The organism is Paenibacillus sp. FSL R7-0272 (assembly GCF_037969905.1).
Classification (GTDB): Bacteria; Bacillota; Bacilli; order Paenibacillales; family Paenibacillaceae; genus Paenibacillus; species Paenibacillus polysaccharolyticus.
The window spans coordinates 671,492-686,111 of the sequence record NZ_CP150221.1 but is presented as its reverse complement, the minus strand read 5'-3'; the positions used below and the strand labels follow the sequence as shown (position 1 = coordinate 686,111).

Annotated in this window: 7 protein-coding genes and 3 rRNA genes; 4 read left to right on the top strand and 6 right to left on the bottom strand. The window is 45.4% G+C overall.

Going from position 1 to position 14,620, the window contains the following annotated elements; all coding sequences use genetic code 11:
* Positions 1 to 106 precede the first annotated feature (106 nt).
* Entirely contained in the window at positions 107 to 1,462 is a 1,356-nt protein-coding gene (locus tag MKY23_RS03130) for an MATE family efflux transporter (RefSeq protein ID WP_090924899.1), read from the top strand.
* Between the two features lie 186 nt (positions 1,463 to 1,648).
* Here the strand turns inward: MKY23_RS03130 and rrf are convergent.
* From rrf to MKY23_RS03100, 6 genes are all read right to left on the bottom strand, one after another.
* Positions 1,649 to 1,765: ribosomal RNA gene (gene rrf / locus MKY23_RS03125) — 5S ribosomal RNA — on the bottom strand.
* Positions 1,766 to 1,918: 153 nt separating this feature from the next.
* Positions 1,919 to 4,844: ribosomal RNA gene (locus MKY23_RS03120) — 23S ribosomal RNA — on the bottom strand.
* A gap of 341 nt (positions 4,845 to 5,185) precedes the next feature.
* Positions 5,186 to 6,741, bottom strand: a 16S ribosomal RNA gene (locus MKY23_RS03115).
* The 16S, 23S and 5S rRNA genes sit together here, the layout of an rRNA operon.
* A 600-nt stretch (positions 6,742 to 7,341) precedes the next feature.
* Entirely contained in the window at positions 7,342 to 8,565 is a 1,224-nt protein-coding gene (locus tag MKY23_RS03110; protein WP_339835158.1) for a TraB/GumN family protein, read from the bottom strand.
* A gap of 205 nt (positions 8,566 to 8,770) precedes the next feature.
* Positions 8,771 to 9,634 (bottom strand): DUF421 domain-containing protein, encoded by an 864-nt coding sequence (locus MKY23_RS03105; protein ID WP_339835156.1) that lies wholly within the window; start codon positions 9,632 to 9,634, stop codon positions 8,771 to 8,773.
* 169 nt (positions 9,635 to 9,803) lie between these two features.
* Complete coding sequence (locus MKY23_RS03100) at positions 9,804 to 10,553, bottom strand: IclR family transcriptional regulator (protein WP_339835154.1); 750 nt, start codon at positions 10,551 to 10,553, stop codon at positions 9,804 to 9,806.
* A gap of 200 nt (positions 10,554 to 10,753) precedes the next feature.
* On the opposite strand from MKY23_RS03100, the gene MKY23_RS03095 reads away from it, so the two are divergent.
* The 3 genes from MKY23_RS03095 (at position 10,754) to MKY23_RS03085 (ending at position 14,512) form a co-directional block, all read left to right on the top strand.
* Positions 10,754 to 11,986: an MFS transporter gene (locus tag MKY23_RS03095; RefSeq protein ID WP_154892203.1), complete on the top strand. Its 1,233-nt coding sequence runs from the start codon at positions 10,754 to 10,756 to the stop codon at positions 11,984 to 11,986.
* A 25-nt stretch (positions 11,987 to 12,011) separates the two neighbouring features.
* A complete protein-coding gene (locus MKY23_RS03090) occupies positions 12,012 to 13,718 on the top strand; it encodes a CocE/NonD family hydrolase (protein ID WP_339835152.1) in 1,707 nt (568 codons plus the stop codon).
* 323 nt (positions 13,719 to 14,041) lie between these two features.
* Positions 14,042 to 14,512, top strand: a complete 471-nt coding sequence (locus MKY23_RS03085; protein WP_339835150.1) for a MarR family transcriptional regulator — start codon at positions 14,042 to 14,044, stop codon at positions 14,510 to 14,512.
* Positions 14,513 to 14,620 lie beyond the last annotated feature (108 nt).

Genomic DNA, 14,620 nt, shown 5'->3' with positions numbered 1-14,620 from the left:
ATTTCGGAAAAGTTGCCATTTGAATTGTACTCATGTTATTATACAGAACGAACGTTCAGTATAAAATATAGGCATAAACTTTTTAAACTTACTAACGGAGGTCATTATGAGTACAAATTGGACACATCCACTTGAGAGGCAAACGGTAGGCAAAGCTTTTATCAGCTATCTGGTGCCCTCTGTTCTGGGGATGCTGGTCATCGCATTTAACTTTATTATCGACGGCATTATGGTTGGGCATAAACTGGGGTCAACCGCTATGGCAGGCATCGGCATTGCTTCCCCTGTCTACACCCTGTTCGTGGCAATGTCTCTATGGATCGGCATGGGCGGAGCTACGTTATACTCTAATCATATGGGCAGGAAAGAGAATCAGAAGGCCAAAGAAGTGTTTACCAAATCCATTATTCTCATTTCGCTGGTCACAGTGGTTATTGGTTACACGGCCTTCACATTCAAAGATAAACTCGTATATGCACTGGGTGCAAATGCAGATACTTTTCCCTTCGCATCTGATTATATGAATATCATGTTACTTTTCGGGTTTGTTTTTACGATCGAAAATGCATTATCCGTTTTTGTTCGCAACGATGGCGGTCCAAACACCTCAATGTATGCCCAGATTACCTTTGCTGTAGCTAACATTGTGATCAATTATATTACGTTATATGTGCTGGAGTGGGGAGTACGCGGGGTTGCACTTGGCACGATTGTTTCAGCCGCTTTGGCACTGCTCGTGCTGTTCAGTCATTTTTTCAAAAAGTCCAATAATCTTACGTTCACAAGGTTCACATGGAGTACCAAATTGCTTTGCATGATCGCACTTATTGGCTTTCCCAGCTTCCTGGCTGAACTCGGTATGTCCGTCTTTTCGGTCTCACATAACATCTCAACGGAACGGATTGGAGGTACGGATGGTGTTGCCTCGTTTACGGTTTTAAATTACATCCACGGGGTTGTCTTAATGGCATTCCTTGGTCTGGCTTCTGCTGCGCAGCCCCTAATCAGTTATTATCACGGTGCACAGCGAATGGAACAAGTGCAGGAAACGATTCGTATTGCCGTCAAAACAGCCTTAACCTGCGGTGTGGTTCTGCTTCTCATCGTTCAAGTTGGAGCACCTTATTTTGTGCAAATCTTTGGTAACTTCAGTAGCAGTGTAACTGATAATGCGGTCTACGGTTTGCGTATTTTCACTATTGCTTATGTATTCATGGGAGTAAACTTTGTCATGAGCACGTACTTCCAGTCCATAGGTAACGCTAAAATGGCGATCTGGATTACAGCTGCACGCGAGATGATTATCATGATTGCTTTGATTGCCATTCTTCCTTCGTTCCTGGGTGTTACTGGGGTATGGCTAGCTGTACCATTATCTGAAATGATTGTTCTAATCACGATAGCACTCTATTATCGCAAACGCTCCTTGACCGAGCGGCTCAATCTGTTACAGGCAAAATAAATATTATGGTTTAAAAAACAAACATAACGTTCGCTGTATTTTCGCCCCACCGTCACGATATTAAACACTGGCCCCTAACCCCGGCGTAATTCTCCAAAAGATAACTCCAGAGTCAGGGGCTCAGTACCATTCTGTGCAAGACACAAAAAAGACACACCTGATTCTCATCAAGTGTGTCTTTGCTTTGCTTGGCGGCGTCCTACTCTCCCAGGACCCTGCGGTCCAAGTACCATCGGCGCTAGAGGGCTTAACGGTCGTGTTCGGGATGGGTACGTGTGGAACCCCTCCGCCATCGCCACCAAACGCGATTGGTCGAAGCATAGCTTCTTCCATATCCATTTTGGAATTGAAAATCAACCACACATTCCGTGATGTACCGATTTTCATTTCACCATTCAGAGTGTTGTTCTCTGAAAACTAGATTCGAAACGAAACGCACGCGATCAAAACTTGCTATTGGATAAGCCCTCGACCGATTAGTACTGGTCAGCTCCATGCATTGCTGCACTTCCACCCCCAGCCTATCTACCTCGTCGTCTTCAAGGGGTCTTACATACTGGGAAATCTCATCTTGAGGGGGGCTTCACGCTTAGATGCTTTCAGCGCTTATCCCGTCCGTACATAGCTACCCAGCGGTGCTCCTGGCGGAACAACTGGTACACCAGCGGTACGTCCATCCCGGTCCTCTCGTACTAAGGACAGCTCCTCTCAAATTTCCTACGCCCACGACAGATAGGGACCGAACTGTCTCACGACGTTCTGAACCCAGCTCGCGTACCGCTTTAATGGGCGAACAGCCCAACCCTTGGGACCTACTTCAGCCCCAGGATGCGATGAGCCGACATCGAGGTGCCAAACCTCCCCGTCGATGTGGACTCTTGGGGGAGATAAGCCTGTTATCCCCAGGGTAGCTTTTATCCGTTGAGCGATGGCCCTTCCATGCGGTACCACCGGATCACTAAGCCCGACTTTCGTCCCTGCTCGACTTGTAGGTCTCGCAGTCAAGCTCCCTTATGCCTTTGCACTCTTCGAATGATTTCCAACCATTCTGAGGGAACCTTTGGGCGCCTCCGTTACTCTTTAGGAGGCGACCGCCCCAGTCAAACTGCCCACCTGACACTGTCCCCGCACCGGATTACGGTACCAGGTTAGAACCTAGATACGATCAGGGTGGTATCCCAACGGTGCCTCCACGCAAGCTGGCGCTCACGCTTCAAAGGCTCCCACCTATCCTGTACAGATCGTACCCAAATTCAATATCAAGCTGCAGTAAAGCTCCATGGGGTCTTTCCGTCTTGTCGCGGGTAACCTGCATCTTCACAGGTATTAAAATTTCACCGGATCTCTCGTTGAGACAGCGCCCAAGTCGTTACGCCATTCGTGCGGGTCAGAATTTACCTGACAAGGAATTTCGCTACCTTAGGACCGTTATAGTTACGGCCGCCGTTTACTGGGGCTTCGGTTCACAGCTTCGGATTGCTCCTAACCACTCCCCTTAACCTTCCAGCACCGGGCAGGCGTCAGCCCGTATACTTCGCCTTACGGCTTCGCACAGACCTGTGTTTTTGCTAAACAGTCGCTTGGGCCTTTTCACTGCGGCCCCCTCGTGCTATTCACACTACCGGGGCACCCCTTCTCCCGAAGTTACGGGGTCATTTTGCCGAGTTCCTTAACGAGAGTTCTTCCGCGCGCCTTAGAATTCTCTTCTCGCCTACCTGTGTCGGTTTGCGGTACGGGCACCTTCATCTGGCTAGAGGCTTTTCTTGGCAGTGTGAGATCATGACCTTCGCTACTGTAATTTTCACTCCCCATCACAGCTCAGCCTTACGGTTAGCGGATTTGCCTACTAACCAGCCTTACTGCTTGGACAGACATCCATCAGTCTGCGTCACTACCCTACTGCGTCCCCCCATCGCTCGTAACGATTTACGGTGGTACAGGAATTTCGACCTGTTGTCCTTCGACTACGCCTTTCGGCCTCGCCTTAGGTCCCGACTTACCCTGAGCGGACGAGCCTTCCTCAGGAACCCTTAGGCTTTCGGCGGATCAGATTCTCACTGATCTTTTCGTTACTCATACCGGCATTCTCACTTGTATAATGTCCAGCGCTCCTTACGGTACACCTTCAACCCTTATACAACGCTCCCCTACCCCTGATGCAAAGCATCAAGCCATAGCTTCGGTGGTGTGTTTAGCCCCGTTACATTTTCGGCGCAGAGTCACTCGACCAGTGAGCTATTACGCACTCTTTCAATGGTGGCTGCTTCTAAGCCAACATCCTGGTTGTCTGTGCAACTCCACATCCTTTCCCACTTAACACACACTTGGGGACCTTAGCTGATGGTCTGGGCTGTTTCCCTTTTGACAATGGATCTTAGCACTCACTGTCTGACTCCCGGAAGTAAGTCTATGGCATTCGGAGTTTGACTGAGCTTGGTAACCCTTGCGGGCCCCGCACCCAATCAGTGCTCTACCTCCACGACTCTGTTTTCCGAGGCTAGCCCTAAAGCTATTTCGGGGAGAACCAGCTATCTCCGAGTTCGATTGGAATTTCTCCGCTACCCCCACCTCATCCCCGCATTTTTCAACATGCGTGGGTTCGGGCCTCCAGTGCGTGTTACCGCACCTTCACCCTGGACAGGGGTAGATCACCCGGTTTCGGGTCTACGTCCACGTACTATGGCGCCCTATTCAGACTCGCTTTCGCTGCGGCTCCGGCTCTTCACCTTAACCTTGCACGGGAACGTAACTCGCCGGTTCATTCTACAAAAGGCACGCCATCACCCCTAAAACGGGCTCTGACTTTTTGTAAGCACACGGTTTCAGGTTCTATTTCACTCCCCTTCCGGGGTGCTTTTCACCTTTCCCTCACGGTACTGCTTCACTATCGGTCGCTAGGAAGTATTTAGCCTTGGCAGATGGTCCTGCCGGATTCATACGGGGTTTCACGTGCCCCGCACTACTCGGGATCCGTCTCGGAGAGAATCAACTTTCAATTACAGGGCTTTTACCTTCTTTGGCGGGCCTTTCCAGACCTCTTCGTTTAACTGACTCCTTTGTAACTCCATGTGAGACGTCCCACAACCCCAAAGAGCAAGCTCTTTGGTTTGGGCTTCTCCGCGTTCGCTCGCCGCTACTGACGGAATCACTATTGTTTTCTCTTCCTCAGGGTACTTAGATGTTTCAGTTCCCCTGGTATGCCTCTACTTGCCCTATGTATTCAGACAAGAGTAACTGGAAATTACCCCAGCTGGGTTTCCCCATTCGGACATCCCCGGATCAAAGCTTGCTTACAGCTCCCCGAGGCAGTTTCGTTGTTCGCCACGTCCTTCATCGGCTCCTAGCGCCTAGGCATCCTCCGTGTGCTCTTAGTAGCTTAACCATTGCGCTCGTGTTCGAGCTGTCACTTCCCTTGGTTTGCTTGCGCAAATCCAAAAGTCGTTCCATTTCGATCACTCGCTCCAGCAATCTACCTTATAAAACACTTCACTTGTTTACACAAGATCAGCTTAAAGGAATGTTCTAATTCGCGTTTGTTTCGTTTCGATATCTAGTTTTCAAAGAACAAATCGTTTCGTTCGGGCCGTTCACGGATGTGTCGGTCGAACAAACGAGAAGTTTTGAGAGTTTGAGCTCTCAAAACTGAGCAACGAGTGAGTAACTAGCCGACCTGGCTAGATTTTAGATTTGAATGTCTTCATTGCAGAAGACGATTCTCCATAGAAAGGAGGTGATCCAGCCGCACCTTCCGATACGGCTACCTTGTTACGACTTCACCCCAATCATCTATCCCACCTTCGGCGGCTGGCTCCTTGCGGTTACCCCACCGACTTCGGGTGTTATAAACTCTCGTGGTGTGACGGGCGGTGTGTACAAGACCCGGGAACGTATTCACCGCGGCATGCTGATCCGCGATTACTAGCAATTCCGACTTCATGCAGGCGAGTTGCAGCCTGCAATCCGAACTGAGACCGGCTTTGTTGGGATTGGCTCCATCTCGCGATTTCGCAGCCCGTTGTACCGGCCATTGTAGTACGTGTGTAGCCCAGGTCATAAGGGGCATGATGATTTGACGTCATCCCCACCTTCCTCCGGTTTGTCACCGGCAGTCTATCTAGAGTGCCCACCCGAAGTGCTGGCAACTAAATATAAGGGTTGCGCTCGTTGCGGGACTTAACCCAACATCTCACGACACGAGCTGACGACAACCATGCACCACCTGTCTCAACTTTCCCCGAAGGGCACCTGATGCATCTCTGCCTCGTTAGTTGGATGTCAAGACCTGGTAAGGTTCTTCGCGTTGCTTCGAATTAAACCACATACTCCACTGCTTGTGCGGGTCCCCGTCAATTCCTTTGAGTTTCAGTCTTGCGACCGTACTCCCCAGGCGGAGTGCTTAATGTGTTAACTTCGGCACCAAGGGTATCGAAACCCCTAACACCTAGCACTCATCGTTTACGGCGTGGACTACCAGGGTATCTAATCCTGTTTGCTCCCCACGCTTTCGCGCCTCAGCGTCAGTTACAGCCCAGAGAGTCGCCTTCGCCACTGGTGTTCCTCCACATCTCTACGCATTTCACCGCTACACGTGGAATTCCACTCTCCTCTTCTGCACTCAAGTCACGCAGTTTCCAGTGCGATCCGGGGTTGAGCCCCGGGATTAAACACCAGACTTACATGACCGCCTGCGCGCGCTTTACGCCCAATAATTCCGGACAACGCTTGCCCCCTACGTATTACCGCGGCTGCTGGCACGTAGTTAGCCGGGGCTTTCTTCTCAGGTACCGTCACCTTGAGAGCAGTTACTCTCCCAAGCGTTCTTCCCTGGCAACAGAGCTTTACGATCCGAAAACCTTCATCACTCACGCGGCATTGCTCCGTCAGGCTTTCGCCCATTGCGGAAGATTCCCTACTGCTGCCTCCCGTAGGAGTCTGGGCCGTGTCTCAGTCCCAGTGTGGCCGATCACCCTCTCAGGTCGGCTACGCATCGTCGCCTTGGTGAGCCGTTACCTCACCAACTAGCTAATGCGCCGCAGGCCCATCCCCAAGTGACAGATTGCTCCGTCTTTCCAGTTCTCTTCAGGCGAAGAAAACAAGTATTCGGTATTAGCTACCGTTTCCGGTAGTTGTCCCAAGCTTGAGGGCAGGTTGCCTACGTGTTACTCACCCGTCCGCCGCTAACCATCCGAGAAGTAAGCTTCTCTTCAAGTCCGCTCGACTTGCATGTATTAGGCATGCCGCCAGCGTTCGTCCTGAGCCAGGATCAAACTCTCCAATAAAGATGAATTTCGTCAGCGTCGTTAAACGCTGTGAAACTCATCGGGGTATTGAAAAGAGCGATAAGCTCATTTTGAATCTGACGAGATTAAAAATCTCATTTATTCATTCTGCAAGCAGAATGTTTACTCACTCGTTGTTCAGTTTTCAAAGATCAAACTTATTCTCGCTACCGAAACCAGTTCATTTCAGCAACTCTTATATAATATCATGTCCAAACCAACTTTGCAAGCTCTTTTTTCAAGTTTCTTTCGAAGCTTGTTTTCTATGGCTTACCGCACCGTGTAAGCTGTGTTTTCTTGGCCGGAATAAGAATATACCACGTATCGGCTCCACTTGTAAAGTTTTATTTATTAAATTTAGTTATCCACTTTTATCCAAATGAGTATCAAGCTAAAGATTAGCACAGTCTATCACTACCCTCACTCTCCACCAACTGTAACCGACCAATCATCATTAGATAATAAAGACACCTACTCATAGAAAGAAACCCTTTCAAACTAAGCGTCTGAAAGGGCTCCTACGTGCATTCCTTTTATTGAAACAACTAAGGTGAACCATAAAGAGTAAACCATTAGATACCTTACCTAACTGTTTTCACCTTACTTGCGCTCTACCTTATATCCTTTATCCTCTAGCAACTTCACAACCCCGTGGTCCCCTAAATAGTGTGCTGCTCCAACTACGATAAAGTACTCTTCGCCTTTGCCGTTTTTCAGGTAACCATCGATCTTGTCGGCCATACCGATATTGCGGTCTATCAACATCGCTTTGTTGTACTCTTCATCAGTGGAGAAGGTGTTTGTCAACTCCAGCAATTGCTCGTCATTACCTGTTTTCCACATCTCAGCCATCTGATTCGCGGAATTGTCCAGGACATCGAAGTTATCGATTGTGGAACGCAATGTTTTTTCCTGTAATTCTTTTGAGAAATTATCGAACATTCCTAATTGAGACTGGTAGGATTCAAGTTCAATGACAGGGATTTTACGCTCAATCGCTTTTTGAATAAAATACAAATCTACACCGGACGCCGCTTCCAGTCCAGCTGATGACATCTTCAGACTTCCCAGCGTAGTTTCCACCACCCAAGGCTTAAATGCATCCAGCGCATTAGGCTCTAACCCATTTTTCTTCAAAATATCACCAAGCTTGCTGTATGTCTCACTGGAAACATGATCCTTCAAAGTTGTACCATCCTGATATGAACCCATACTTAACACCAGCTTCTGTTGTTCTTCGTCTGCCGCTTTACTCAGATCTATTTCTACACCAAGATAGTCAGCTTCAGCAAACGCCTCTTCAAATTCAGGACGCAACGGGTAAAAACTTTTGTCTGCTACATGCATCGACCCTACCAGATATACGGTATTGCCGTTATTCTGCACTTCCCACATGAAGCCGCGTCCACCGTTTTGAGCGGTTTCAACCGGGCCGTCACCCTTGGATACGAGCAACACAGTTCTTGTAGCCTTATCCCAACGAACCTCATACCCTGCGGCATCGCCAACGATACGAATTGGCGCATAAGTAACACCATTGATGCGAACAAGCTTGCTTTTCAGTGTAATCGTCTTGCCATTGACGATTGCTGTGATACTGTCATCGGTTGTACCCGCCAGTTTGGCATCCAGTGCATCCAGCGTTGTACGGAGTGGAACGAGAGTCGTTCCTTTTTCAACAATTGGTGCGCCTGCAGTGTATGTAACGGCCTTATTGTCGACCTTAACAGCTGTGTCTTGCGGAGCAGCCATTGCCGGAACTGCTGATGCGAGCAATCCTGCTGAGACGGTAAGAGATAAGAGTACGTGTTTCCATTGCTTCATATATTGTGTATTCCCCTTCTTCTTCTCATTTCCACACTTTTGATGTAGACAAAGATTAACTAGGTAACTTTCACTTTTTATATTACGTTCTAATGTGAATCTCGTTTCAGAAAATTTTCCAGATAATCATAGATTACTATGGATTATAAAAAAGAACCCTGGCTTTAGCCAAGGTTTCGAATGATTTTGTTATGTACGTACCTTCTCACGACGGATTCGTTTTTTGATAAGCATGCATTGCCGTTTGAAATTGATCTAGCGCCTCCTGATATTTAAGACGATCTTTGTCATTCGCTGCAAGTTGTTTTCTCATAATCAAATCGTCCTGTAATCGTTGTACCAGATCTTTAATCTGATCATTTGGATTCGATTGAGCTGGTTTGGGCAAAGCCTCCGTTCCGGTCTGCACAGTCAGTTCTCCTTTACTATCCACCTGACCGATTGAAACTTGGCTTAAGGTCAGACCAAGCTTACGCAGTTCTTTTTTGACCCATTCCTCACTCACTCCAGCAGAATTTAAAGTTTCAGGTAGAATGCGACCATCCATAATGATCGTTCGCGGTTCTTTTTCTGAAGAAAGACGATACCCCAGCATGTCTGCGGTGAGCGGTTGATATTCCTTTTTTAATAGTACACTGATATCTCCGCTCTGTTCCATTACCGCAAATTCCACATCGGCCACCCGAAAAACATCTTTCTTACGAAGCTGTTCCAGAAACTCATCAATCGTCAGTCGTTCCTTTTTCAGATTTTTCTGAATGACAGCTCCATTTTCAACAAGGATCGTTGATTTCCCATCCACAATATCTCGAAACTTTTTACTTTTCATCGTTAGATACTCCGCACCTGCCGAGAAAGAAACCCAAACCAGCACAGCAAGAAAGCCCAAATACCAGCTTGTATCGGTATCCAAAGAGATGTAACCTACCAGGTTCCCGAGTGTGATCCCCGTTATATATTCAAACAAGGAAAGTTCAGAGATCTGCCGCTTACCTAAAATTTTCGTAATGAGAAACAGCATAGTTACCGCAGAAATCGTTCGTATAATAACTTCTAACCAATCAGGCACGTCGCATGCTCCTTTCCGAATGAAGTCCATAATCCTCAGATGACATAACTTCATTATTAAAGGTTATAATTAACTTGCGCGCCAGATTGTATGCATGCAACATTACGTTCTAATTGATATAAGTTTTTGGGGAAACGTTCCGTTCTTCGCAATCTAATAGACGATTTTTTTATCTCACTTGTCCAAGATGATATGAAATTTCTTTGGATGTCTCTAAAATTTTATCAATCATAACACCCTTCTCTTCCTCTTTATACAAACTCAACGGGATTGCGAAAATAATGCTTCCGACTACATTGTGCGCGGCATCAAAGATAGGAGCACCAAAACCGATCGACTCATTTTTACGTTCACTGAACGTGTAGGAGTATCCTTCAGTCCTGATCCTCTCGATCTCCACTATAATTTGCTTTGCTTCATCTAATGGCACACCTTCCTGATTTAACACTTCCTTAATCTGATCATCTTTTAAAAATGCTAAAATTGCTTTCCCGCTGGCTCCAATATGAATGGGTTGAAGCACTCCGAGCTCTAAGCGATACTGAAGAATGTTGGAACTATGAATACCTAAAATGAATGATAGCTTCTGATACTGCTCTTGATATTGTGCCAAATACACGGACTGTCCCACTTCATGCGACAAGGTCTTAAGGTAAGGTTCAGCTACGGATTTCAATCCAAAATTAGCACTAATAAATGATGAAAGTCGTACCCACTCATTCCCAATCGTGTACTTATTCGTTTCGGGGATAGTCTGTAAAATGTTCTCTTCTTTTAATGTCTTTAAAATACGGTGTATGGAACTAGGTGGACTTTCCAGATATCGTGCAAGATCATTGACTCCCCATACCGCTTGTCCATCAATGAAAGCCTTCATAATGGTTAATGTTTTCAAAGTTACGTTAGATTTATTGGTCATTAATAAGGCACCTTTCATCGTTAATCTTTATCTTGATTATAATGTAAGCGTATGCTACTATTCCAATCATACAACACACCCATTCCACATTCAAGAACACCATTCCATTATACGGAATGATAATTCAATTCTAATCATTAAGTTGAATGCCATTCCATATAGTGGAATGATAGGGGTGTGCACACATCAGGGGAGACAATATGAAAATTCACTATGCTTGGGTCATTTTTTTGGGATGCTGTATTATATCCTTCGTTGGTTTCGGATTAACAATCAATACAGCCGGTTTATTCTGGGGAGGGATGAGCACAGATTTAAATTTGACGCGTGCTGAAATCGCTCTCAACGCAACCTTTGGCGGGATTGCCGGTGCAGTTTCTTTATTGTTTGCTGGTACAGTGTTTAAAAAGGTCAATACCAAACTGCTGCTCAGTCTGTCTTTCGGAATAACAGGCCTTTGTTTTATAGCATGTTCATTCATTCAAAGTGTCACTCCTTTCTACGGGATCAAAGTAGTCTTGGGAGTCGTGCAGAGTATCTCCATTGTGATCTCCATCCCTATTTTGCTCGGTAACTGGTTCGAGAAAAAGCTTGGGATTTTGTTTGGAATTACAGGTGCGCTGACCGCTGTCGGAGGCTCGTTCTTTAATCCGATAATCAGTCATCTTATTCTTGAACATGGATGGAGAACAACTTATATCATCGTAGGCATTATATGTCTTGTCGTGCTTTTACCGACGGCCCTTCTGATGAAATTCAAACCTGAAAACGGTTTGCTTCCTTATGGTGCAGAAACGAATCATACAGCAGCTGAATCAAATCAAGCAGTCAACAATGTGGAAGCGAACGGTCTGTCGATAAAAGAGGCATCCCGCACACCTATCTTTTACAGCTTTATCATAGCTATTATCTGTTTTCAGGCAGCTGGCTCTCTGGCACAACATGTACCGGCACTTATTCAAAGCTTAAACTTCAGTTTACAAGTAGGTGCAAGTGTGATGTCCGCCCTGCTTATTGGAGCCGCCATTGGTAAACTGCTTATGGGCTTTATGTTGGATCATGTTAAACCCGTCATTGTACTACTTATTTTCACGCTCCTTGGAGCTTCTGGATGGTATAGTACAGGCGTATTCAACAATGTAGTCTTTTTGAATGGTTCTGGATTTCTGAGCGGGATGGGACAAGCCATCGTACTTACTGCAATCCCTCTATTGATTCGTGGATCTTTCGGAACGAAAGACTATAGTCAAATCCTTTCTATTATTCTCATGTTCGGTGCATTTGCCAATGCTGTTTCTGTATATATACATGGATCGATGTTTGATCAAACCCATTCCTACTCAGCCTCATTGATTTTGAACGTGGTAGCGTATACAATTGGTTTCCTTTGCCTTGCATTTGCTATTCAATTCAGAAAAAGAATGACCACATAATAAATTCGTTAGAAGGTGTAAAAAAATGAGATCATTCCAAGTAAATCCCCAATGGGAAGGTTTAACTAAAACGATCGAACAGGAAAACCCACCTTGCAAATATGAAATCCACGGTATGAGTGAAGCCATGGTTTCGATGCGAGATGGCGTTCAGCTTCATACTAGGATTTACCGGCCTAATCAAGGTGATTCTTGGCCATGCATTCTCGTACGTAATCCCTATCCCAATAACCAAGACTTGCTTGAAGCAACCTATACACAATTCGTCAGGCATGGTTATGTTCTAGTTATTCAATCCTGTAGAGGAACAGGACTTTCCGAAGGGGAGTGGTCTCCCTTTGTGAATGAACGTGAAGATGGCATTGATACATTGGAATGGCTAGTCCAGCAATCTTTCCAAAATGGAAACATTGCACTCTTCGGCCAATCGTACTGTTCATTTACAACCTGGATTATCGCTGATTCGTTTCCTAAAGAAGTCAAAACCGTATTTCTAGATCTTTTTGGAGTGGATCGCTACGGACAGATGTATATGAACGGTATGTTTCGGCATGACATATATACGTCCTGGGCGTTTGCGAATTCCGGGGTTGAAACGACGACCGATGCAGGCGAGCTGTATCAAGACTCTCTCAGCATTCTGCCTCATAACCAAGCAGACGAGAAACTTTTGGGCCGTACCCTTCCCTTCTACCAAAGCTATATTTCAGAGACGAGCCGTGAATCAAAATACTGGCAGGAAGGAATATGGGCAGAGCTGTTAAATATTCCTGCCAAGATCAATATTCCAGTGTTTATGGTAGAGGGATGGTTTGACCATCATCTGGAGGGAGCCTTCAAAGGCTACAACCTGCTTCAAGATCACGTAAAACGTAAAAGCAGATTTGTAGTCGGCCCTTGGGATCATGTCGGGAATTCACCAGGTGAACGAACGTATCCTGATGCTAACCTTCTGGGAGCTTTTCGAATAAAAGCGGCCTTGGAATGGTTTGATATACATTTAAAAGGGAACCCTGGCACATTCAGCCCAATTTCCTTTTATCGTATTGGAGCTTCTCGGTGGGAAGAACGTCAGTCCATAACGGATCAGGATACAACCTGGCGTTTGTACTTTTCAAATAATCCTGAACAGCAACTAACCGACAAGCCATCGCAACCGTCAACAGTGAAGTATGTATACGATCCTTCCTCCCCCGTACCTACCCATGGAGGAAGTGCCTTACTCGCATGGATCATGCCTTCGTTTAAGGGTGCACCACATGGTAGTTTGGCCCAACCTGACTTTTCTGATCGCCAAGATGTCCTGAGGTTTGACTCTGCTGTACTGGATGAAAATACACAAATAACAGGCGGTATTAAAGTGTGCTTAGAGGTTAGTACAGATGCGGAGGATACGGCTTTTAGTGTGAAAATCTGCGAGGTATTTTCCGATGGTCAAAGTTTTAATATCGTCGATGGCATAACTTCTCTGAGATATCGGAATAACATTGATCAACCCGTGGATTATACACCCAACCAACCTGTACAGGTCATTATAGAGATGTGGCCAACAGCGTGGGAACTGCAAAAAGGTTCTTTTATTCGAGCAGAAGTATCTTCTTCTAATTTTCCTGCTTACCATGTACATTCCAATGTGAAAGAACCTTGGGCTTCCACATCCAAATACAAGATTGCAGCTCAGACCCTATATACAGGCTCTAACTATTGTAGTTATATTGAATTCCCTAAATAGATTGTATTTTTAAAAGGAATGCAGTCTATTTAGCAAATCGTGCTTGCTTTAATTGATCGAATCAATTCATCGAATCAAAGATAAATAGGTGCCACTCCATTGCCGAGTGGCACCTATTTCAGTTACATGTCCCATCCATTTTGAAAATACATTCACTAATTATGACTCCCGGAATCCCATCATTTGATTTCACCTTATAAAAGGTTATAGTTTATCGTAGGAGATAAACGTTGTCAGTGATATTAATTCACGTACTACTATGTAAGATGGTGCTTCTATGTTCTGTCTCACTTTATCATATTACTCGTATGGGGTGACTAACCATGAACAAGCAAGAACAGGTTATGCTGAATTTCAGGGACTTATTTAACAAGTTAGTCTGGATTAATAAATCGAAGATGGAAAGCAGTCTTCAAGGGCACAAGCCTTCTGAAGTCCATTGCATTGAATTTATAGAGAAAAATGTAGATTCCAATGTAACCAAGCTGGCGGAGTCCATGTATATGACCAAGGGCGCTATAAGTAAATTAACGAAGAAACTCATTGAAAAAGGCCTGATCGAAGACTATCAGAAAACGAATAACAAGAAAGAAGTCTTTTTTAAACTCACCCAGCAAGGCAGAGTCGTATTTGACATTCACGAGAAACTGCATAAAGAGTTTCATGAAAGAGATGAATCCGTATTCAAGCATGTAACGGAAGAACAATTCGATCACATGCTGGACTTCATTGAACTGTACAGTAAACATTTGGACACTGAAATAAAGAAACAAGGTTTAGATATAATGAAGTGAAACAACTATAAATTAAGAATATAACCAAGAGCAACCTTCTCTAAAGAGATATGGATGCTTTTTTTACACCTTTTTTATTGTTGACAAGGAAACTAAAAGTGGATAAAA

Bases quoted from the DNA above. Each gene is read 5' to 3' on its own strand.
- MKY23_RS03130 (WP_090924899.1), top strand. From the start codon at position 107: ATGAGTACAAATTGGACACATCCACTTGAGAGGCAAACGGTAGGCAAA.
- MKY23_RS03110 (WP_339835158.1), bottom strand. From the start codon at position 8,565: ATGAAGCAATGGAAACACGTACTCTTATCTCTTACCGTCTCAGCAGGA.
- MKY23_RS03100 (WP_339835154.1), bottom strand. From the start codon at position 10,553: ATGACCAATAAATCTAACGTAACTTTGAAAACATTAACCATTATGAAG.
- MKY23_RS03095 (WP_154892203.1), top strand. From the start codon at position 10,754: ATGAAAATTCACTATGCTTGGGTCATTTTTTTGGGATGCTGTATTATA.
- MKY23_RS03090 (WP_339835152.1), top strand. From the start codon at position 12,012: ATGAGATCATTCCAAGTAAATCCCCAATGGGAAGGTTTAACTAAAACG.
- MKY23_RS03085 (WP_339835150.1), top strand. From the start codon at position 14,042: ATGAACAAGCAAGAACAGGTTATGCTGAATTTCAGGGACTTATTTAAC.